We start from the raw sequence: 21,781 nt of genomic DNA, 5'->3' as shown, positions 1-21,781 counted from the left end.
CCATTGAGTGAAATGCAGAGACTAAATGGTGACAGTGACATATCTTCATTAACCTTTCCCACACCTTTGCGCTAAGAAGAAACAGCCGAAGTGGGAGATAATGAGCGCGTGAGTGAAATATCTTTAGGCATCCCCGCAGTAAAGACGTCTCCGTTCCCGCGTAAGAAGACGCGGTCGATCATGGTTGGAGATGTTCGCGTTGGTGGTGGCGCCCCCGTTTCTGTCCAGTCGATGACCACAACGAAAACCCACGACATCGGTGCAACTTTGCAGCAGATTGCAGAGCTCACCGCAGCAGGGTGCGACATCGTTCGTGTCGCATGCCCGACGGATAAGGACGCTGAGGCGCTTGCGATCATCGCACAGCAATCGCGTATCCCCGTTATCGCGGATATTCACTTCAACCCGAAGTACGTGTTTGCAGCCATTGATGCGGGCTGTGGAGCTGTCCGCGTGAACCCCGGTAACATCCGCAAGTTCGACGACCAGGTGAAAGAAATCTGTAAGGCGGCATCCGACGCCGGTGTTTCTTTGCGCATTGGCGTGAATGCTGGTTCGCTGGATCCTCGTCTGCTGAAGAAGTACGGCAAGGCGACTCCCGAGGCCCTCGTTGAATCGGCAGTCTGGGAAGCGTCACTGTTCGAAGAAAATGACTTCCACGACTTCAAGATCTCCGTGAAGCACCATGATGTTCTCACCATGGTTGAGGCATACCGCCAGCTGTCGGAAAAGGGCGACTGGCCACTGCACCTCGGTGTGACCGAAGCCGGTCCCGCATTCCAAGGCACCATCAAGTCGGTGTCCGCATTCTCGGTTCTTCTTTCAGAAGGCATTGGTGACACGATCCGCGTGTCCTTGTCTGCGCCTCCGGTCGAGGAAGTCAAGGTTGGCACCAAGCTTCTTGAATACATGGGGCTTCGTGATCGCACTCTTGAAATCGTTTCATGCCCGTCGTGTGGCCGCGCGCAAGTTGACGTGTGGACCTTGGCAGAAAACGTCACCGAAGGTCTCAAGGAATTGACCGTTCCGTTGCGTGTTGCCGTCATGGGGTGCGTCGTTAACGGACCTGGTGAAGCTCGCGAAGCCGACCTTGGTGTCGCGTCGGGCAACGGCAAGGGCCAGATCTTCATTCGCGGTGAAGTTGTTGACACCGTTCCCGAAGATCAGATCGTTGAAACTCTGATTGCTCGCGCACACGCGCTAGCTGAAGAAATGGGTCTGACTGAGGGGGATGGTCAAGTCGAAGTTATTCCCGTCGGTCGCTAAGAAAAGGACTTGAAAGAATGAAAAAATCACGTGCCTTCGGTCTGGGACTGCTTGCAACCGGCGCCTCACTGTACGCCACCGGTTTCCCGAAACGTCTGGGTCTGACCGCTTCAGAAGCCTTGATTTCACTTCCCGGTGATCTTCTTGTGCCCCGCGCTGACGTTCAGGTTGATCGAGCAGTTCGAATTAACGCTCCGGCTTCTACTGTCTGGTCGATCATCGAAGCTGCTCTTGAAGACGAATCCTTGCTAAAGGCTAAAGAGGAAGAATCGTGCATCATCCTGAATGCTCCCAAGCCTGGAACCGAGGGTGAAGAAATCGATCAGATGGGAACGTGCGTTCTTGCCCTGCTCGACTTGGGTAATGGTCGCACGATGCTCCATATGCGCGAACGTCACACCAGCGACGGAACCAACCTTGACAAGGCAAAGCTCTACGGATTGCTTTCCCTTGAAACCTACGGGGCGATGATGATGCTTCGCGACATCCGTAAGGCAGCTGAGTCCATCTAACGTTCTGAATCAGACGCGTGGCGCGTTCGACGGTTACACTAGAGAAACCGTCGTGGCTCGCCAAAATCGTTTGTGCTAGACGGGCTGGTCCAAAGGAGGACATATGGCGCCGTGGGCTGGCGTAGCAATGCTCGTAGTAACTGGCCTTACCATCATTGTTGGCTGGTGCTGGGTATGGGCTGGTCTCACTCGTCGTACACGCGTCGTTGCCATGGAACGATTGTTCCCGTATAGCCCCACTCCAGTTATTCCTCAGATCCAAGCGATCATTTGGCCGGCTGTGCCCGTTGTTGGGTGCCTGTGGATCGCAGTCGGTGCCTACAGTGCTCAGACCATCATCGGCCACGAGACACTGTTCGAACGCACTATTGTCATCTTCCTTTTTGCATTGGTTCCCTTGATCGCTGTCTGGATTATGTGTGGACAGAGCCTGCCAACATGGATGTACCCCGGCTGGCGAGCAGAGCACTATTACCGAACACACCCTAAAGTCGCCGAAAAAGAACTCAATGCTCGTACGGCTAGGCGCTTCGTGGGCGTGAGAGCCTGAACGTCAATGTGTGAGAAAAGAGGAGCTCGGCCTCGTCGATGACCTCAAGGTGCACACCACTGACGTGGTGCACTAATCTTGAAGGCGTGCTGAGAACTCTATCGTCATACTTTGTGCGCACTTTGCGCGAAGACCCAGCTGACGCTGAGGTCGATTCCCACAAGCTCCTTGTTCGTGCCGGCTACATCCGACGCACTGCCCCCGGTATCTACACGTGGTTGCCTCTTGGCCTGCGCGTTCTGCGCAAGGTCGAAGGCATCGTCCGTGAAGAAATGGATCGCATGGGCGCTCAGGAAGTTCACTTCCCGGGTCTGATCCCGGCAGAGCCCTACAAGGCAACGAACCGTTGGGAAGAATACGGTCCGACGCTGTTCAAGCTGAACGACCGCAAGGCGGGGGATTACCTGCTGGCTCCCACCCATGAGGAAATGTTCACCCTACTGGTGAAAGACATGTATTCCTCATACAAGGATCTGCCGACCACCCTGTACCAGATTCAGACGAAATATCGCGACGAAGCTCGCCCGCGTGCAGGCCTGATTCGAGGTCGCGAATTCGTCATGAAGGATGCCTACTCCTTCGACCTTACCGACGAGGGCCTGGACGCTTCCTACAATGCGCAGCGCGAGACCTACCAGCGGATCTTCAACCGCCTTGGTCTTGAATTCGTCATCGTGTCCGCAATGTCGGGCGCCATGGGTGGCTCGCGTTCGGAAGAATTCCTGCACCCCAGCCCGATCGGCGAAGACACCTTCGTTCGTTCACCCGGTGGTTATGCAGCAAACGCTGAGGCAGTGACGACGTCGGCACCGGCTCCGGTCGATGCGTCCAACGTGGGTCCGGCTCGCGTTGTTCCGACCCCGGATTGTGCGACCATTGAGTCCCTCGTTGATCTGCTGAACGCACAATACCCGCGTGAAGACGGTCGTGCATGGACCTCAGCTGACACGTTGAAGAATGTTGTCGTCGTTCTGACCCAGCCTGACGGCTCGCGTGAACTGCTCGTCGTTGGCTTGCCCGGTGACCGTGAGGTCGACATGAAGCGCCTCGAAGCAGCTGTCGCACCCGCCGAAGTTGAAATGGCAACCGACAAGGACTTCGAGGATCACCCCGAACTGGTCCGTGGCTACATTGGCCCGCAGGTGATCGGACCGAACTCGCCGGCACGTACAACCGACGAGGATGGAAACCCGACCGGTTCCATCCGCTACCTTGTGGATCCTCGCGTCGTTGAGGGCACCACCTGGGTGACCGGCGCAAACCAGGATCGTCACCATGTGATCGACCTGGTTATGGGACGCGATTTCGCAGTCGACGGCACCATCGAGGCCGCCGAGGTTCGCGAAGGCGATCAGGCTCCCGACGGTTCAGGTTCGCTTCACCTCGAACGAGGCATCGAAATTGGCCACATTTTCCAGCTTGGTCGCAAGTATGCGGAGGCTCTGGGCCTGACTGTTCTCGACGAGAACGGCAAGTCCCAGGTTGTCACCATGGGCTCGTACGGCATCGGCGTTTCCCGCGTGCTCGCAGCGCTCGCTGAGTCGAACCACGATGATAAGGGTTTGGCATGGCCGGCTCAGATCGCACCGTTCGACGTGCACGTTCTGGCAACCGGTAAGGGCGATGAGCTCTTCGACACTGCCAAGGGCCTCGCTGAAGAACTCGAAGCCACCGGCATGGACGTCCTCTACGATGATCGTCGCAAGGTCTCGGCTGGCGTCAAGTTCGCTGACGCCGAGCTCATCGGTATTCCACTGGCTCTGGTTGTTGGCCGTGGCCTGAAGGATGGTCTGGTCGAGGTTCGTCAGCGCGCCACCGGTGAAAAGACCGAAATGCCACTCGCGCAGGCCGTTGAAGCTCTGAAGGCTGCTCACGCTGAGATTCTTGGAGGCAAATGATGGCAATCCGCGATATTCGCATCATCGGCGATCCGATTCTGCGCACCCAGTGCGATCCGATCACGGATATTGATGCTTCGGTGAAGCTGCTGGTCGAGGATCTGCTTGAAGGTGTTGACATGGAAGGCCGCGCAGGTCTTGCCGCCAACCAGATCGGTGTCGGTCTTCGTGCGTTCTCGTGGAACATTGACGGCGAAATCGGCTACGTCCTCAACCCGAAGATTGTGGAACTGTCGGCTGACGAATTCCAAGACGGTGATGAAGGGTGCCTGTCAGTTCCTGATCTCTGGTATCCGACCGAACGCGCGTGGTATGCGCGCGTCGAAGGCATCAACCTGGACGGTAAGACGATTGTTGTTGAAGGTGAAGAGCTGATGGCTCGTTGCCTGCAGCACGAGTGCGATCACTTGGATGGCATGATCTACATTGATCGCCTGGATCGTAAGACTCGTAAGAAGGCTTTGAGGGACATTCGTAACTCACACTTCTGATCGAGTCGTTGCAACGCCGTCGCACCCTCTTGCTATATGGTGCGACGGCGTTTACAGTTAAATTACACCGTTGTGAGATGTGGCAGTGCTAGTTGAGGGCGTAGGGGAAGACGATCCTCAAAGACTATGGAGGTCACATTGAGAGGGACATACACCCGCGGTGTACTTTTCGTGCATTCAACACCGCCCGCGCTGTGCCCACATATCGAATGGGCAGTCGGTACGGCTCTCGGTCAAGATGTGCGTCTTCAGTGGACCGCGCAAGACGCTGCTCCCGGCATGGTGCGTTGCGAGTTCTCGTGGGTCGGACCGGTCGACTCGGGTGCGCGCCTCGCCTCAGCTCTGCGTGGCTGGGAACACCTGCGCTACGAGGTCACCGAAGAAGCCACGGCTTCCACGGACGGTGGTCGCTGGGCTCATACTCCATCACTCGGCATCTTCCACTCGCAGATGGACACTGTCGGAAACGTCGTCGTTCCTGAAGACCGTATTCGTGCCGCCATTGAGAGCGCCACGAATTACGAGGAATTGCGCGAAGGCCTTGATCTTGCCCTCGGACAAGCGTGGGACGATGAGCTGGAATCCTTCCGTCACGCCGGTGCCGGCGCACCGGTTCGCTATCTGAATTCCAAGGTCGGCTAACCGGTGGGTTCGATCGCTGACCTGCTCGGGTACACGCTCAACGCTGAAGGGGAGAAGTCCGATATCTCCCCTGAAACAGGCGGTGCGATCAATGAAGCGGGGGAGGCCTCGTCCCCTAAAACTGAGCACGCGCGTGAGGTGACGATGGATGCCATCTTGGAATTTGTCGACCTTGCCCCCGAAGATGCGCGCGGTGACCTGACGCTGAAAAAGGATCTGGATATCGATACGTTAGTCAGGTACGCGATCGTTGCACGCATTGAACACGAGTTGAAGCTATCGATTCGAGATACTGAGGTTGATGCGTGGGAGACATTGGACGATGTGCTTTCCGGTGTTGCGGGACATGTGTAGGTGAAACCGCGTTCGAGGACCGTCTTTTTCATCTTCTTTGACTTCGGTCAAGAAAAGGTGATGAGACGGTTTTTCTTTTGTGTAGTTTCGGCAAGTCGTGGACTTTCGTCCTAGATTTACGTCACCATAGATAGCGCAATACAGTAGTGAAGCTGAGCATGCTCACAAGCATCGCTCAGTACACGTAACCACAGACGAAGGAGTCGCAGGTGAGGGCAACGAAGCGTATCGAGGAAGACCTCTTGGGCGCACGAGAAGTTCCGCTCGAGGTTTACTGGGGTATTCACACGCTCCGCGCAATCGAGAACTATCAGATCTCCGGTTCGACAATCGCTGAGGAACCTGAATTTGTCCGTGGCATGGTTGCCGTCAAGAAAGCGTCAGCAATGGCGAACCGGAAGCTGGGGACACTGAGCGACACAATCGCCGATGCGATTATTTGGGCGTGCGACGAAATCCTGGAAGATGGGCGCTGTTTGGATCAGTTCCCGATCGACGTGTTCCAAGGTGGTGCGGGCACCAGCGTCAATATGAATACAAACGAAGTTGTCGCTAACCTTGCGCTGGAACACCTAGGGTACGCGAAGGGACGCTACGCGTACGTCAACCCGAATGATCACGTCAACAAGTCTCAGTCGACAAACGACGCCTATCCCACCGGCTTCCGCTTGGGCTTGTACAAGAAGGTCGACGATCTGGTGGATGAACTTGAGCGTTTGATCGAATCTTTCGCATCGAAGGGCTTGCAGTTCCGCGATGTCATCAAGATGGGGCGCACTCAGCTACAGGATGCCGTCCCTATGAGCCTAGGCAAAGAGTTTGAAGCATTCAGTGTGCTCTTGGGTGAAGAGATCCCGCGTCTGCGTAACAACTCGGCGCTACTGCTGGAAGTTAACCTTGGTGCGACCGCTATTGGCACTGGCCTGAATACTCCTGACGGATATCAGGACACCGTCGTTCACTGCCTGCGTGAGGTCACGGGACTGCCGATCAGGGGAGCGGACGACCTGTTGGAAGCAACCTCCGATACTGGCGCCTACGTGTCGATGCACGCCTCCATTAAACGTCTTGCGGTTAAACTATCGAAGATCTGCAATGACCTGCGACTTCTGTCGTCTGGACCTCGTGCGGGCTTGGGTGAAATTCGCTTGCCTGAACGCGCTGCCGGATCGTCGATTATGCCGGCGAAGGTGAACCCGGTGATCCCGGAGGTCGTGAACCAGGTGTGCTTCAAGGTGATGGGCAACGATGTGGCGCTGACCTTCGCGGCTGAAGCTGGCCAGTTGCAACTGAACGTCATGGAGCCGGTAATCGGCCAAACTCTGTTTGAGTCCATCAACCTGCTGACGAACGCGATACGGACCCTGCGTGAGCTCTGCGTCATCGGCATCGAGGCAAACGAGGATGTCTGTCGTAACAATGTCCTGAACTCGATCGGTATTGTCACCTACCTTAACGAGGTGATCGGGCACGCGAACGGTGACGCGGTTGGTCGCGAGTGTGCGCGTAGTGGTCGCAACGTTCGCGAGGTTGTTCTTGAAATGGGACTTCTGGACGAGGCTGCGCTGGATGAACTGCTCAGCGTTGAAAACCTGTTGCGCCCGAAGTACCGCGACATGAGATACTACTCGGGTGGCGACCCGTCGGTCGTGGAATTGGAGGACGAAGAGTAATCGTTCATATGCGTCGCACGCTCGGCGCATAAAAAACTGCTGGGACACTCGGGTGAGCATCCCAGCAGTTTTCGTTTGTCTTATTGACGAGGCCTGACGCGGCGACTGAGCGCCGCGTCAGGGTAGTAGTTCGTCTTAGTGTGCCTGGTCTGCAACAGAATCGATTCCGCAGTTGAACAGGTCGTAGCGCGTAATTGCCTGAGCAACGACGCTACGATCGATCTTGCCCTGATCGGCGAGAGTCTGAAGGGTGCGAACGACCAGCGACTCAGCGTCGATGTGGAAGAAGCGACGTGCTGCACGGCGGGTGTCGGAAATACCGAAGCCGTCGGCACCGAGCACACGGTACTCGCCGGGCACCCACTGGCGGATCAGATCCTGGGTCAGCGTGTCGAAGTCGGAGGTTGCGATGAATGGGCCTTCGCAACCGGCCAGTTTCTGCGTGAGGTACGCGGTGCGCGGTGCTTCCTCCGGGTGGAGGAAGTTGTGCTCGTCGGCATCCAGGCCGTCGCGTCGCAGTTCGTTCCACGAGGTAACTGACCACACGGCTGCATCAACGCCCCAGTCTTCAGCAAGCATGCGCTTGGCGTCGCGTGCCCACGGCACACCCACGCCGGAAGCGAGTAGCTGGACCTTGTGACCCTGGCCTGAGTGATCCTCGACCTTGTAGATACCCTTCTTGATACCTTCAACGTCAACGTTCTGAGGCTCTGCAGGCTGGTGAATCGGCTCGTTGTAGACGGTGATGTAGTACATGACGTTCGGGTCACGACCATCGTTCTCACCGTACATGCGTGCCAGGCCGTCCTCCATGATGTAACGGAGTTCGTAGGCGTATGCCGGGTCGTAGGAGACGAACGCGCGGTTGGTGGAAGCCAGAACCTGTGAGTTGCCATCCATGTGCTGCAGGCCTTCGCCGGCGAGCGTGGTACGACCAGCGGTTGCACCGATGACGAAGCCCTTCGCCATCTGGTCGCCGGCAGCCCAGAACTGGTCGCCGGTGCGCTGGAAACCGAACATCGAGTAGAAGATGTAAACGGGAACCATCGGCAGGTTGTGGGTCGCGTATGCGGTGCCAACAGCCTGGAAGGCAGCGGCGGAGCCGGCCTCGGTGATGCCTGTGTGGAGAACCTGACCCTGCTCGGATTCCTTGTAGGAGAGCATCATGTCAGCGTCAACGGCCGTGTAATTCTGGCCGTGCGTGTTGAAGATCTTTGCGGACGGGAAGATCGCGTCGAGGCCGAAGGTACGAGCTTCGTCAGGAATGATCGGGACGAAGTAACGGCCAACCTGCTTGTCCTTGAAGAGGTCCTTGAACAGGCGAACGAGTGCCATGGTTGTTGCGACCTCGAGTGGGCCGGAGCCCTTCGACAGACCCTCGAACGGCTTGGTCGGCAACGGTGGTAGCTTCGGCTGACGGTCGTCACGACGCTCGGGAACCCAACCGCCAAGCTTCTCGCGACGCTCCTTCATGTAGAGGAGTGCCGGATCGTCCTCAGACGGCTTGTAGTACGGAGGCATGTAGGGATCGCGTTCGAGCTCTGCGTCCGTGATCGGAATCTGTAGACGATCTCGTAGCTGCTTCGCATCTTCCAGCGTCAGCTTCTTCATCTGGTGGGTTGAGTTACGACCTGCGAAGTGCGAACCCAGAGCGTAGCCCTTAATGGTATGCGCCAGAATGACGGTCGGTTGGCCGGTGTGCTCCATCGCTGCCTTGTAAGCGGCGTAGACCTTGCGGTAGTCGTGGCCACCGCGCTGCAGTGCCCAGATCTGGTCGTCGGTCCAGTTCTGAACCATGGCCTTGGTGCGCGGGTCGCGACCGAAGAAGTGCTCGCGAACGTATGCGCCGTCGTTGGCCTTGAAGGTCTGGTAGTCGCCGTCGAGCGTGTCGTTCATGATGTGGACAAGAGCGTCGTCCTTGTCGGAGGCGAGTAGCTGATCCCAGCCGCGGCCCCAGATGACCTTGATGACGTTCCAGCCGGCGCCCTTGAAGAAGGCTTCCAGTTCCTGGATGATCTTGCCGTTACCGCGGACCGGGCCGTCGAGGCGCTGCAGGTTGCAGTTGACGACGAAGGTCAGGTTGTCGAGGCCCTGCTGGGCGGCAAGCTGGAGCATGCCACGCGATTCAGGCTCGTCCATTTCACCGTCACCGATGAATGCCCAGGTGTGCTGTTGCGACGTGTCCTTGATGCCACGCAGGTGCAGGTAGCGGTCGAACCATGCCTGATAGATGGCTTCTGCCGGGCCGAGGCCCAGGGAGACGGTGGGGTACTCCCAGAAGTCGGGGAGCTGGCGCGGGTGCGGATACGAGGGCAGACCGTGTTCGGTCGATGCCTGCTGACGGAAGCCGTCCATTTCTTCTTCGGAAAGACGACCTTCGACGAACGCACGTGCGTAGGGGCCCGGAGAGGCATGGCCTTGGAAGAAGACGTGGTCGCCACCGCCCGGGTGATCCTTACCGCGGAAGAAGTGGTTTAAACCAACTTCGTACAGGGTGGCAACGGATGCGTAGGACGAGATGTGTCCGCCGACCTTGACGCCGGGGCGCTGTGCGCGCGTCACCTGGACGGCTGCGTTCCAGCGGATCCAACGGCGGTACTGGCGCTCCATGGCCTCGTCACCGGGGAAGTAGGGCTCTTCGTGCACCGGGATGGTGTTGACGTAAGGAGTCGTGTATTCCTGCGGAACATGGACGCCCTGGTGGCGTGCCTGATCCAGCATGTGAAGCAGGATGTAGCGGGCACGCGGACCACCCTTTTCGTCGATCAATCCGGACAGCGACTCAATCCATTCGGCGGTCTCTGCCGGATCGTTGTCCGGAACCTGGCTAATCAGGCCGTTAACAACGGGATGGTTTTCGCTCAAGTGACTCACGAATCCCCTCTGGTATTGCTTAGCTTTTACGGTGGTGCACGGCTTCGTGACCTTGTTCCTATTGTCCACTGTTCGGGCTCTTCATGCGACCCCTACAGGGACTTCTGACCCATGAGTAATGCCTCATTATTGCACGCTGTGCCATCGGGAAGATGTGCTCGACCTTTCCGCTGGTCTTCACGGCGTGGACAAATGGAGTTTCAGCAGTGATGTGCAATACGATAAAAGGGTGTTAGATACTTCAGCGCTCCGTGCGCTCACGCCGAAGGGTGGTTGTTCATCATGGCGGTGAGCCTCGGTTTCACACCGGGACAGATTGTTCAAGAATTTTACGTCGACGATGATGCTGACCAGCAGATTCGCGTCTCCATTGAATCCGAGACGGGCGAACAGCTCGTCGACGAGGACTACGGAGATGTCGTTGACGGTGCCATCGTGTGGTGGCGTGCAGATGATGCTGAAGAAGATGACCTTGCCGACCTTCTGGTTGATGCTCTGTCGAACCTTGATGACGGTGGTTTGATCTGGGTCTTCATCCCGAAGCCGGGTCGTGCTGGAACCGTTCCTGTTGCTGATGTTGAAGAAGCTGCGAAGGTTGCGGGATTGCATTCCACGTCCGCTGCCTCGGTTGGTAATGACTGGGCGGGTATTCGTTTGACGGCTCGTCCTCGGGGTCGTTGATTTAGTCTCAAAGAGCCACTGGGATTCGCGCGAGAAACGCAAGTCCAGTATGCTTTCGACTGTTCCCGCGCGTGTGCGGGTAACGGGCCTGTAGCTCAGTTGGTCAGAGCGCTGCGTTTACACCGCAGATGTCGTCGGTTCGAATCCGGCCGGGCCCACTTTTGGTACCCACGTGTTTTTCCTTTGCGTTTTGTCGCCGAGAGTCCCGCGCAAACCTCGTGAATAACCCCTCAAGGTCAGCGCTTGTAGATCACCCAGTTCAGGATCAGTGCACTGAAAACTCCCAGTATCAGCGCGAAGACTCAAATGTATTTCTATGCGTTGAGGTCGTGCTGGACGGGGAATGAGACGTTCATCTCGAATAAACCGGTGATGACAGCGCCGATTGTCGCCAGGAGGCGTCGTTTGGCTTTGTAAGGGCAATGCGCAGTGATTTATTGCGGTGGCACGGCATCTTAGGGGATAATTTGGGAAGCAAATACAAGAGTCTGGGCTTGAATCCAAAAGTCTTTGCTGATGGTAATTCTCGCAAGAAAGTGCATTGGAGAAATATGAGGGGTCACTCTGTTCTGTTACGTGGAAAGATTGAGCGTGGCCTATCTAAACTGTTGGCTTTAACTTTGGGAACTCTCTTAATGCTGACTATTGCAGGTTCGGTGGTCCTCCCTCGTGCCTATGCGGCAGATGCTTTAGAAGAGCAACAGGTTCAGCAAGTGCTCAACCAGGTCCTGGGCGATTTGCAAACAGTTGATTTTCGTGATGAAGCCATCAGGGCGAAACTTGCAAAGACCAACTTCACGGGAGCCGAGAAACTCAACAAAAAAGTTGAGATTTGGAAGGATAATAAAGATAAGTATCCTTCCCTTAACGAAGTCCCGGATGATGTAGTACTCAAGGCGCTACAAGAAGAGTACTTGCTCGCTTCCGATATGGAAGGCGCATTCAACCAAATCAAAGCAGACTTACCAACAGTCCTTCCCCTCATGCTAAAAGCAGATTCTGCCGTGGCAGATGGGAAGAACAAAGACGCAGCCTACTATGTAAACGCAATTAGAAGCGATACTGCTGGATTTCTGGTTGGTCTTGCCTATCTGCAACGTAACTACGGATTTAACCTCAAAGAAGGTGTTACGGTTGCCCGGCAAATGATGACGGAAAATAATGCTTTCGGGAAGGAATATGCTCCCCTCGACGTCGTCAAAACTATTGGGCAGCAGAATGCTAACCAGCGCAAAATGCTCTCTACGCCTCAACTGTTTAAAGATGTTTTAGGCGGGAAAATAGCTGACCAGACTGATTTGGGATCGTTCCTCAATGAGCAGGTAGCCAAGACAGGTCAGAATCCTGCCGATTGGTTTTGGAAGACTTCTAAAGCTGTCATTTTCGAAAAACAGTCTCAGGCAAACCCAACTGCTTCATATAGGGTATTCGATAAGCTCAAAGGTGAACCGAGCGGTCAGGCTGAGCTACTTGCCCTGTTGAACGTGTCAGAGAACTCCATGTATGTGGTGTCGACGGCGGAATCCATCATGTACGGTCTGACAGATACCTATGTGAATAGAACGCTCAAAGATACCGATCGAGATGCTTATATTGCCGAGCTAGAGGAGTTTGAAAACAAGGTCGAGTATGCCGCTGACCGCCACGCCGACTATTTGGATTTTTGGTATCGCATAGCAAAAGAGGATAAACGCGCACAACTGGTAGGTAACCGTCGCGTATGGGATAACCAGCAGATTAAGAACCCAAATGAGATTTCTGCTCAAAAGCGTTGGTCGCCTAAACAGGGTGAAGGAGTTGCCAGCGGAGTTAAAGAGTTTATGACACCGTTGGGCTACTATTTTACTTTCACGCAGGCAGATGGAGTGGCCGACATTAATAGCGGACAAATCCACTACTGGTTGGCCAATGGTCTAGATGATCGCGGGCTGACCACCTACGCTCACGAACACACCCACCAAATGGCGAATCAAGTTCATTTTGCGGGATATGGTCAGCGTTCTGGCGCGAGTGCCGAACTGATTACTCGAGGCGTGTTCGAGCCGTGGCATAAGAACGACGATACGGATAAAGGGGCGAACTTCGACCTCAACCAGATTTTTGACCGCACTGGGCAAGACACTTATGGGAATGAGAATCCGGATCGTTTCCAGACAGCCGAGGATTTGAAAACCTATTACGGCAACCAGATGGATTTAATCTATACCTTGGATTATTTGGAAGCCGACGTAGCTTTGTCTAAAGACGATGCCACAAAAGTAAAGTTGTTTAATAAAGCTACTTTGTCTGGCAAAGATGAAAAGTTTGACAATATCACTGTCGATGAGGCGAAGAATCTTAAAACAATCAATGACCTGGTAGATACGAACGCGGTTGCCTATCGACTCATGGTTGATGGGCAGAAAGTAACCGGTACCGCTAAATATAACGGCTACTATGCGATCCCGCTGTTTACTCCTATCTATGGAGCACCCCATAATCCGACCGGTATGAGCGGGGATATACACACTAAGCGCTTGAGCTGGGAGATGCTTGCGGCATACGGCTACTACGAGGGTATGGTTCCTTACCTGTCTAATCAGTTAAAACCAGGCAATGTTGCGCAAAATACTCAGTTTAGCGACGACGTGATTATTTCTCAGGTGAGTGGCGGTACTTATCCCACTATGGCGGCTTTCAAAAAAGCCCAGTACGCTGACCGGATTGCAAAGAAAGATAACTTAAAACCAATCACTATTGATTGGGAGGGGAAGCCCCAGCAGATTACTACCTATGCTCAGCTTAAAGAGCTGATGAATGCTGCTGTGGAAGACGACCTGAAGAATAATCGTCTGCTAAATTCGGGTTGGTACAGCACGTTGCCCACGAATACGAAGGTGGAACAGTTAAAGAGTGCAGTTTTCTTAGCGTATAAAGCAAACACTAATCAGTTTGCTACCAACATTTATAAGGACGCCCCGAAGACTTACACGGTTAGCTACCGCTTTAACGATTTCGACGCCCTCCCCAGGGAGGTGCAAAAGCTCCTACCAGCCTCGCAAACTGATATTGCTGCTGGTAGCACGGTGACCTTGGTTGAACCGGGGAAGAAGCAGGTGGTTACCGATAAGGGGATTTATGACTTCAAGGGTTGGGAGCCTGCGACAATCACGAACATAGCTAAAGACGAAACTGTTATTGGCATGTGGACTTTTGTTGCCTATGTGACCCCGGAAGCCCCTACCAGCGCAGATGACGATTTCACACATGAAGGAAATCTGTATATCGGTAGCTACACGGTACCTGAGGTAGAGGGCGTTGAATACGTGGTTGACGGGACAGTGGTTACTGGAACGGTAAATGTTGGCCCCAATCAGGCTGATGTGAACGCTCCGGTTAAGGTTACCGTCACTGCCAGGGCGAAGGACGGTTATAGCCTTAAACCCTCCGCTACTTCCTCGTGGGACTTTACGTTTACCCGCGTGAGTGACAAGGATCGGTACGCCCCGTTTGCTGACCCGATTTCTCTGACAGTGGGAGATATGCTTCCGCTACCTAAAGATGTGGTGAAGTTCCCGGATACTCCCGGTCAGGTGCCTGCCGATTTAGATAAGGTAAAGTTCGAATGGAAGGCGCCGACACCTAGCACGGATACAGTCGGTGCGATTGAGGGAACCATCACGGTTACTTATGAAGACGGCAGCAGCGAAGACATTGTCGTGGGTATTAGCGTTAATGCTAAACCCCTGATTAAGGTAGAGATTCCGCAGATCCCTCAGGTGAACGACCCTTGTAATAAATGGGTGGCTAACGGGAAAGCAGAGCCAAATGCCACATGGATTAAGCCTGACGATACCGATCAGATTGCTTGGGAAATCAACCAAGCAAAAGAGCTGATTGCGAAAACTAAAGACGGCTTTGTTTTCGAAAACAACACGAGCGCCCACAACTTTGGGGTAGCGAAGGATTCGGGCGATTTCTGCTGGGAAGATTTGGGCCCAGCTGAGACTGTTTCTGATAAAGATGTTTATACTCCGCAAGCCGATCCGATCACGGTGAAAAAAGGTGAGAACCTGCCGGAGCTGAGTACGGTCATTACATTTGAAGGGAAGGCTCCAGCTGATTTAACTAAGGTCACCTTTGGGTGGAAAGGTGATGCCCCCAGTACCGACGAAGCAGGAGAGCTTTCGGCAGTGGCGACCGTTACGTATGAAGACGGCAGCAGTGAAGAAATCACCCTGAAAGTGATAGTAAAGGCTGACGAGCAACCAGGTACCGAACCTAGTGAACCCGGCACACAGCCAGGTGAAGAGACACCCGGAACTACGCCTAATCCAGGTACAGGAGAACCTGGCAGTAACCCTTCGCAGCAGAGCAATTCCTCGTCAAACTCGACTCAGAGCGCTCCAAAAACCGCAGGCAAGACACCGGTATTAGCGAATACTGGTTCTTCTGTGGGCCCGGCCGCGTTAGTAGCTCTCGTTTTCCTCAGCACTACTGGCGTATTGCTGCTTAGACGCAGGCGTCAAGCTGAGCGCATCCAGTAACGAGGTTTGAACCCGGTCTACCTTGCGTGCAAACCCCGTCACCGTCGCGATCGAGCGGTGACGGGGTTTGCTGATCCCCAAGAAATACGCCCAATCGGGCTATAGGGCTTTTGAGGGTGCGGATTGTTTTTAGAGTGTTTTGTGTTGTTAGGGATTGGTGCTAGAAGAGGGTTTTCCCGCCGAGACTGAGTTTAAACTTGGAGTGGCCTGAGAATTAGGTTCAGTTGGTTTATGTGTTGACCGTGTTTTCTTGTTTCTATTGTTCCGCGTGCTTTCGGGGGTTGAAGTAGCCCTGGACACTTCAAACTTCTCTCAACGTTTGGCCACGTTATCAATACTGTTAAGCCCACTGCCGTTACAAGCCCGACAACGCCACCTTAAAGTCAACGCGCAGGAGCGGACCGGTTCCGTCCGCTCCTGCGCGAATTGGCGTGAATTACTTAGTTCGCCGCTGGTCGGCTCATCATGTAAAGCACCATTTTTGCTTTGGTTAGTGCTTTAACCGCATGTGGTAGGCGCGTAGGAAAATGCACCATTCCGCCGGGACGCAACGTCACCGTTTTACCGTCTCCGCTGATTTCGATTTCGCCTTCAAGGGCTTGAACAATCACCGGCATCGCGGCGGTGTGCTCGGATAGTTCTTCTCCCTCGTCGAACGAGAACAACACCACGTTCACCCCCTCAGCGCGCATGAGCGTTGTAGAAGTGGTTGAGTTCGCACAATACTCAACGTGCTGCGCAAGGTTTTCAATAAACCCCAGCGCGCCTGCTGATGATGGTTTGAGTTCAGTCATAATCAAATCTCCTTTTCTTCCAGGCTAGCGGTGGGTTTGCGCGCGACGATAGCGATGCCGGTTAAACTGTCGCGGTATTCGTTGAACGTTGCGCGCATATCCAATATGCGGCGACGCAAATCCTTGTCACGCGCAACGTTACGCATAATTCGCGCAACTCCGACTATGCCTTCATCGGCTAGATTACGACGTGGGGACAGTAAAGCCATCGGCTCATATCCCACCCATTCGATACAAAAACCCGACTGTTCTAACAATCCGCACCATTCAGCGCGAGTAAGAGGGCGAGCATTAACCCTAATCGTGCGGGCTAGGCGCTGTCGCAACTGGTCCGCAAACGCCGCGTCTATGCTGTCAGGGGTGAGTCCAAGTTCGTGGATCGCATAGCAACCGCCTGGTTGAAGCAGTCGGAACGCTTCGGCGATGATCTCTCGCTTGCCTTTATCGCCTTGCATGGTCAGCATCGCTTCACCAACCACAACCTGAGCTGATTCGGACTCAAGGCCGGTGTCTTGCGCATTTGCATTGACAACTGTGCCCCTTGGCCCCACCATTGCCTGCACTCGTGCGACGGCATCTGGATCTTGATCCACGCCCGTGTAGGAGGCGATTCCTCGCTCAAGCATGAGCGTGGCCGTACGTCCCAATCCCGGAGCGAATTCCAGCACTTTCTTGCCAGATAGATCGGCCGCATCCAACATTCGATTCGTTAGTTTCAATCCGCCCGGGCGTAAAACTCGCTTGCCTGCCCGGGCAAGCACCCAATGGCCTGCCGCAACACGAGTTGACCGGTCACTTTGCGGAAGGCGGGGTTCATTCTTATCTGTGTCCATGATGCCAACAGTACTAGAACGAATTAGGTAAGCCCAACCTAAGGGTGCATTGTGTTGTTAGAGAGGATTGCGCAGACTTTGAATGAGTTTCGCGCACTTTAAACCAACTTCTTGGTGCCGAAGTCTCCAGCAAAGACAAAATAGACGGCAGCCTGACAGGGGCGTCGGCTGCGGCCATCTCACGGACGAGCGGGAACACTATTTTGTGGGCGTGATATGCGCCTGCGACAGATATGGCGCAACCCGCCGGAGCACCTCGTTCTCCATATGTACGTCCGCGGCAATCCGTAAGCTAGCTATTAATAACGTAGATGGGGTGTTGAGCTTCGCGCTGTGCGGGGGAACAGCTTCATTGAGCCAAGGCTCCAATTATGTTGCTGGAAAGGTTTAGCAGGCGGCAATCTCTTCCCGCAGCTGATTCTTGAGCGTTGGGGTGGCCCACGAAATATCCACCGCATTCAGGCAGAGCTGCTTGAGGAAGTCCTCGTCTGCGTCCAACTCATCGGCAACTAGCTGCAGATTCTCGCCGATGTAGCCGCCGAAGTATGCAGGGTCGTCGGAATTGATGCAGATCTTCATTCCCTTGTCAGATAACTGCTTGATCAGCTGAGTCTTGGAGCCGTCCGAAACCCAGGTGTTGGAAATCGGGCAGCTGGTCAGGCCGATCTTGTTGTCCACCAGATACTGCACATAGTCGGGGTTCTCGATGACGTTAGTGCCGTGGTCGATGCGGTCAACCTTGATCTCCTCGATCAGCTGGCGGATGTGCTCGATCGAGTTCTTAATGTCGACGTCGGCGTGCATAGTCAACAGGAAGCCCTCCTCGCGAGCGCGAGCGAAGACCTCGGCGAACTTCTCGGGCGCATTGTCAGTTTCGTCGGAGTCCAGCCCGACGCCGATGATCCAGTGCTTGTAATCCAGGGCCTGGGTCAGCGTGGCCATCGCATACTCGGCCTGGAAGTCGCGCAGGAAGCACATGATCAGAGCCGACTTGATGCCCAACTTCTTCTCGGCCTCGACCTGGGCGCGGTGCAGACCATGGATGACGGTGTGGAACGAGACGCCACGGCAGGTGTGCGCCTGGGGGTCGAAGAATATTTCCACGTAGCGCACGTTCTGCTCGGCTGCCTTGCTCAGGTATGCCATGGCTAGGTCGTAAAAATCCTCGGCGGTCAGCAGCACGTTCATGCCGTCGTAGTACGCAGCCAGGAAGGACGCCAGATCGTCGAAATCGTATGATTCGCGAACCTGGTCGGGGGTTTCCTCGGCGAGCTTGATGCCATTGCGCTCGGCGAGCTTGAACTTCAGCTCCGGCTCGAGCGTGCCCTCGATGTGTAGGTGCAGCTCAACCTTGGGCAGTTTCTGAACGAAGGGTGAAATCTTCACTTTGAGTCCTAGTTGCTGGAAATTACAGGATCGGTGACGACGAACTTGACGCAGTCGATCAGGCCCAGATCGGTGATCGCCCACTCCGGGATTGCGGTGATCGACAGGAACAACAGCTGGCCGAACGGCGACGGCAGATCGCTGCCCAACTCCTCGCGGGCGATGCGATCCATCTCCTGTTCGGCAGCGGCCATCTCCTCAGCTGGAATGTCAGCTACGATGCCGGCTACCGGCAGTGGCAACCTGCCGATGACCTCGCCATCGGCAACAGCCACCTGGCCACCTCCAAGCCTAGTCACCTCGTTGATGGCGAGGGCCATGTCTGCCGCATTGGTTCCGGCCACCACGACGTTGTTGTCATCTGGCGAGTTGGAGGTCGCGATCGCACCCTTCTTGATACCGAAACCGTTGATGAAGGCAACCGGCAGGTTGTCGGTCTTGCCGTAGCGCTCGGCGACGGCAACCATGATTGCGTCCTTTTCGGTGCAGGGCTGAACCACGCCGTCGACGATGTCCAGCTCGATCTCCACGCCGGGACGGCGGAAGGCCACGTCCTTGCTGAGCACTATCGCCTGAACGACTGCTTTGGAGCCCTCGGCCTCGACCTTGATGCGGCTTGCGTCCACTTCCTTCAGCTTGAAGGTGTCGGTCACAACCGAGGTGCGCTCGGGCGCCACCGGAGCTACGACCGACTTGCCGTTCTCGGCGACGATGCGGCCAGCGGTCATCACGCGTGCGGGTCGGAAGTCATTCAGGTCGTCCACGAACAGGATGTCGGCGAAGCGGCCGGGCGCGATCGAGCCGATCTTGTGATCGAGCTTGTACATGCGAGCGGTGTTGATCGAGCCCATCTGAATTGCCTGCATCGGGGTCACGCCGCACTCGATGGCCAGGCGAACCACGTAGTCGAGATGGCCACGGCCAAGCACATCGCTCGAGGTTATGTCATCGGTGCAGAAACCGACACGGTCGCTCGGGGCGCCCATCTCGGTGACCAGCTTGATGTTCTCGCGCAGCATCGGGGCCGCGGTCGACTCCCTGATGATGATGTCGATGCCGTTGCGCATCTTCTCCAGCTCTTCCTCAGGCGAGTAAGACTCGTGGCATAGGACGACCCCGGAAGAGGCGTATCCAGCCACTCTGCGGGCGTCCACCAGAGGCGCGCAGCCGAAGGCGTGCAGTCGGTTCTTCTCCGCCATGTCCATCGCGGCCAGAACGTCCTCGTCGCCGTCCTCAACCATCTCCTGAACCGTCTCCCAGAGGCCGACGCACTCGGGCAGCTCCTGGGCTATCTTGTGGTCTTCGGCCTTGAACGCATAACCGACGTTGGACTCGGGGATGGTGTAGGGCGCCTTAGCCGGTGCTCCCCACCAGACGTGTACCGACGAGTCGGCGGCCTCCGCCAGGAACTCCTTGACGCCGTCAATGCCTGCGGCGACCAACACCTGATCGAGTCCGGAGATGACCGAGGTGGTGCCATAACGTGCGACCATGTCGGCGAGCATCGTCACAGAGAGCTTCGAGCACTCGATGTGCAAGTGGCCGTCGATCAAACCCGGGGTCAGGTAGCGGCCCTCGGCGTCGATGGTTTCGGTATTGGGGCCCTTCTGCACAGACACATCGCCGACGGCAGCCACACGGCCGTCCGCGATGGCCACGTCTGCTGGATAGATCTCGCCAGTTAGGACATTAACCAGCTTGCCGTTTTCGATGATTTTGTCAGCATGTGCCCTGCCGTAGGCCACATCCATTACGTGCCGGTTAGGCATTTTTACTCCTTAGCTTTACGGGCGCGCGGTCACGCGATCCCTAAGTTCTTCTTTTTATTGGTGATTGTGAGTGCTATGAACAGGACGCCGCTGACCACTATCCCGGCGGGAATCGCCAAGTCAGGGGCATATTCCGGGTGTTGCGGCGAGATCGCAGCTGCAATCGGGCCGATGAAATATCCGGTGTTGGCAAATAGCGCGGAACCGATCATTCCGGCAATCAGCGAGACGAATCCGGGCAGCTTCACGCCACCGACGCCCCAGTAGACCCCGCCCTTGTCGTTCATCAAGCCAGCCAGATCGTAATTGCCGCATCTCATGACCCAATCGACGAGGTAGATCGTGATCCAAGGTGCTAGCCAGACGCTCAGCGAACCGACGAAGGCGCTCAGCAGCGCGTAGAACGACGACTGGGCGACCGCGAAGATAGTGATCAAGATGCAAATGATCGAGTCAGTGACGACAACCACCGGGCGCTTTGCCGGGATGCCGGCGGTCTGCAGGTTAAGTGACGACGAATAAAGGTTGGTGCCGTTTTGTACCATCAGGCCGAAGCCCACTAGAAGTAGAAACGGCACAGAGAACCCCGCAGGCAAGATCGCGGGAACGGCTAGCGGGTCGGAGAGGTCAACGTCGGGGCCGACTGCGACCGTAGCCATGGCGGCGCCTAGGCTCTGCAGCAAGAGGTACGGCACGAAACCGCCCAGCGCGGCCCAGGTGCCAACCGATAACGGGCTGGTTTCTTCGGGCAAATATCGTGAGAAGTTCGAGCCGGAGCATGCCCAACTCAGGCCGCCGGAGACCACTACTAGACTGATCGCGCTGATCATCGCGTTGATGTCGGCGCCTACCTCGCCCGTCGCGATGTTTACCTTGGGCAGGATCAGTACTGCCAGGATTACGAACGCGCAGGCGAAAATGATCGTGGCGAATTTCTGCGCTGTCATCAGGAAGTTGTAGCCGATCAGCGGCAGCAGCATTTGGATAAGGCCGAGCACCACGATGCCCGCGACCTGCGTAACGCCCGAGATATCGACGCCGAAAATGCCTAGTAGCGCGGCAATCGCGTAATAAACGAGCACCAGACCGGCAGCTTCGAAGCCGAGCAACATCAGCCACGAGAACAGGCCATTTGCTCGTCCGCCTCGAGGACCCAGGCTAGAGCGGCTGATCGTCATGTTGGTCGTGCCGGTCTTGGGGCCCTGCAACGAGGCCAGCGCCAACAGCGGGTAGGCGATTAGGTTGCCGACGACGATCGCCGCGATAGCCTGCCAGAAACTGAGGCCGAAAAGAATCACCAGCAGCGCGCCGTAAGAGACGGTGAAGATGTTCGTGGTTGTGCCGGCCCAGAGGAAGAATAAGTCGATAGCTTTTCCGTGCCGACGATTTTGCGGCACGAGATCAATGCCCTGTTGATCGATACCTGAAGAGGTTTCAAGAGCCTCTGGATCTGACAAATTGTCTCCTTAGTTTTCAAGGTGCCCAGCCGAACTGGGTTAGGATCCGATCTCGAGTTTATAGAACCGCCTAGG

The 21,781-nt window shown here is 55.7% G+C and carries 16 protein-coding genes and 1 tRNA gene; 11 read left to right on the top strand and 6 right to left on the bottom strand.

Going from position 1 to position 21,781, the window contains the following annotated elements; all coding sequences use genetic code 11:
• The first annotated feature begins 90 nt into the window (after positions 1 to 90).
• From ispG to aspA, 8 genes are all read left to right on the top strand, one after another.
• Positions 91 to 1,266, top strand: coding sequence for a flavodoxin-dependent (E)-4-hydroxy-3-methylbut-2-enyl-diphosphate synthase (gene ispG, locus G5S47_RS04480; RefSeq protein WP_006681161.1), 1,176 nt, complete (start codon positions 91 to 93; stop codon positions 1,264 to 1,266).
• Positions 1,267 to 1,283: 17 nt separating this feature from the next.
• Positions 1,284 to 1,778 (top strand): hypothetical protein, encoded by a 495-nt coding sequence (locus G5S47_RS04475; RefSeq protein ID WP_006681160.1) that lies wholly within the window; start codon positions 1,284 to 1,286, stop codon positions 1,776 to 1,778.
• 103 nt (positions 1,779 to 1,881) lie between these two features.
• Positions 1,882 to 2,328, top strand: a complete 447-nt coding sequence (locus tag G5S47_RS04470) for a hypothetical protein (RefSeq protein ID WP_006681159.1) — start codon at positions 1,882 to 1,884, stop codon at positions 2,326 to 2,328.
• 86 nt (positions 2,329 to 2,414) lie between these two features.
• On the top strand, positions 2,415 to 4,226 hold the full coding sequence (locus G5S47_RS04465) for a proline--tRNA ligase (RefSeq protein ID WP_219585175.1): 1,812 nt from the start codon (positions 2,415 to 2,417) through the stop codon (positions 4,224 to 4,226).
• On the top strand, positions 4,226 to 4,717 hold the full coding sequence (gene def, locus G5S47_RS04460; RefSeq protein WP_006681157.1) for a peptide deformylase: 492 nt from the start codon (positions 4,226 to 4,228) through the stop codon (positions 4,715 to 4,717). Before G5S47_RS04465 ends, def begins: the two co-directional genes overlap by 1 nt.
• Positions 4,718 to 4,855: 138 nt before the next feature.
• Complete coding sequence (locus G5S47_RS04455; RefSeq protein WP_006681156.1) at positions 4,856 to 5,359, top strand: DUF3145 domain-containing protein; 504 nt, start codon at positions 4,856 to 4,858, stop codon at positions 5,357 to 5,359.
• 3 nt (positions 5,360 to 5,362) lie between these two features.
• Positions 5,363 to 5,713 carry an acyl carrier protein gene (locus G5S47_RS04450; RefSeq protein WP_179369698.1) on the top strand — a complete coding sequence of 117 codons (351 nt, stop codon included), beginning with the start codon at positions 5,363 to 5,365 and terminating at the stop codon, positions 5,711 to 5,713.
• 209 nt (positions 5,714 to 5,922) lie between these two features.
• Positions 5,923 to 7,386 (top strand): aspartate ammonia-lyase, encoded by a 1,464-nt coding sequence (gene aspA, locus G5S47_RS04445; protein ID WP_219585174.1) that lies wholly within the window; start codon positions 5,923 to 5,925, stop codon positions 7,384 to 7,386.
• 135 nt (positions 7,387 to 7,521) lie between these two features.
• Here the strand turns inward: aspA and aceE are convergent, their stop codons facing one another.
• Positions 7,522 to 10,260: a pyruvate dehydrogenase (acetyl-transferring), homodimeric type gene (gene aceE, locus G5S47_RS04440; RefSeq protein WP_179369696.1), complete on the bottom strand. Its 2,739-nt coding sequence runs from the start codon at positions 10,258 to 10,260 to the stop codon at positions 7,522 to 7,524.
• A gap of 282 nt (positions 10,261 to 10,542) precedes the next feature.
• Here aceE and G5S47_RS04435 point away from each other — a divergent pair, with 282 nt between their 5' ends.
• The 3 genes from G5S47_RS04435 to G5S47_RS04425 all read left to right on the top strand — a co-directional run bounded on the left by G5S47_RS04435 (position 10,543) and on the right by G5S47_RS04425 (position 15,467).
• Positions 10,543 to 10,941, top strand: coding sequence for a DUF3052 domain-containing protein (locus G5S47_RS04435; RefSeq protein WP_006681152.1), 399 nt, complete (start codon positions 10,543 to 10,545; stop codon positions 10,939 to 10,941).
• A gap of 84 nt (positions 10,942 to 11,025) precedes the next feature.
• Positions 11,026 to 11,099 (top strand) — tRNA-Val (locus tag G5S47_RS04430).
• 264 nt (positions 11,100 to 11,363) lie between these two features.
• A complete protein-coding gene (locus G5S47_RS04425; protein WP_219585173.1) occupies positions 11,364 to 15,467 on the top strand; it encodes a ZmpA/ZmpB/ZmpC family metallo-endopeptidase in 4,104 nt (1,367 codons plus the stop codon).
• 440 nt (positions 15,468 to 15,907) lie between these two features.
• Here G5S47_RS04425 and G5S47_RS04420 read toward each other — a convergent pair whose 3' ends face one another.
• The 5 genes from G5S47_RS04420 to G5S47_RS04400 all read right to left on the bottom strand — a co-directional run bounded on the left by G5S47_RS04420 (position 15,908) and on the right by G5S47_RS04400 (position 21,706).
• Positions 15,908 to 16,261 (bottom strand): cupin domain-containing protein, encoded by a 354-nt coding sequence (locus tag G5S47_RS04420; protein WP_219585172.1) that lies wholly within the window; start codon positions 16,259 to 16,261, stop codon positions 15,908 to 15,910.
• A 2-nt stretch (positions 16,262 to 16,263) separates the two neighbouring features.
• Positions 16,264 to 17,094, bottom strand: coding sequence for a class I SAM-dependent methyltransferase (locus G5S47_RS04415; protein WP_006681150.1), 831 nt, complete (start codon positions 17,092 to 17,094; stop codon positions 16,264 to 16,266).
• Positions 17,095 to 17,481: 387 nt separating this feature from the next.
• Positions 17,482 to 18,480, bottom strand: coding sequence for an adenosine deaminase (add, locus tag G5S47_RS04410; protein ID WP_103631843.1), 999 nt, complete (start codon positions 18,478 to 18,480; stop codon positions 17,482 to 17,484).
• Between the two features lie 8 nt (positions 18,481 to 18,488).
• Positions 18,489 to 20,249 (bottom strand): adenine deaminase C-terminal domain-containing protein, encoded by a 1,761-nt coding sequence (locus tag G5S47_RS04405; RefSeq protein WP_219585171.1) that lies wholly within the window; start codon positions 20,247 to 20,249, stop codon positions 18,489 to 18,491.
• Positions 20,250 to 20,278: 29 nt separating this feature from the next.
• Complete coding sequence (locus G5S47_RS04400; RefSeq protein ID WP_219585170.1) at positions 20,279 to 21,706, bottom strand: purine-cytosine permease family protein; 1,428 nt, start codon at positions 21,704 to 21,706, stop codon at positions 20,279 to 20,281.
• Positions 21,707 to 21,781 lie beyond the last annotated feature (75 nt).

The sequence above is a fragment of the Schaalia turicensis genome, assembly GCF_019380255.1.
Taxonomy (GTDB): domain Bacteria; phylum Actinomycetota; class Actinomycetes; order Actinomycetales; family Actinomycetaceae; genus Pauljensenia; species Pauljensenia turicensis_A.
Note: the sequence above shows the minus strand (reverse complement) of the source record. Positions and strands in the feature narration are given on the sequence as shown.

Bases quoted from the DNA above. Each gene is read 5' to 3' on its own strand.
- G5S47_RS04420 (WP_219585172.1), bottom strand. From the start codon at position 16,261: ATGACTGAACTCAAACCATCATCAGCAGGCGCGCTGGGGTTTATTGAA.
- G5S47_RS04475 (WP_006681160.1), top strand. From the start codon at position 1,284: ATGAAAAAATCACGTGCCTTCGGTCTGGGACTGCTTGCAACCGGCGCC.
- def (WP_006681157.1), top strand. From the start codon at position 4,226: ATGGCAATCCGCGATATTCGCATCATCGGCGATCCGATTCTGCGCACC.
- G5S47_RS04415 (WP_006681150.1), bottom strand. From the start codon at position 17,094: ATGGACACAGATAAGAATGAACCCCGCCTTCCGCAAAGTGACCGGTCA.
- G5S47_RS04435 (WP_006681152.1), top strand. From the start codon at position 10,543: ATGGCGGTGAGCCTCGGTTTCACACCGGGACAGATTGTTCAAGAATTT.
- G5S47_RS04405 (WP_219585171.1), bottom strand. From the start codon at position 20,249: ATGCCTAACCGGCACGTAATGGATGTGGCCTACGGCAGGGCACATGCT.
- G5S47_RS04470 (WP_006681159.1), top strand. From the start codon at position 1,882: ATGGCGCCGTGGGCTGGCGTAGCAATGCTCGTAGTAACTGGCCTTACC.
- G5S47_RS04425 (WP_219585173.1), top strand. From the start codon at position 11,364: ATGCGCAGTGATTTATTGCGGTGGCACGGCATCTTAGGGGATAATTTG.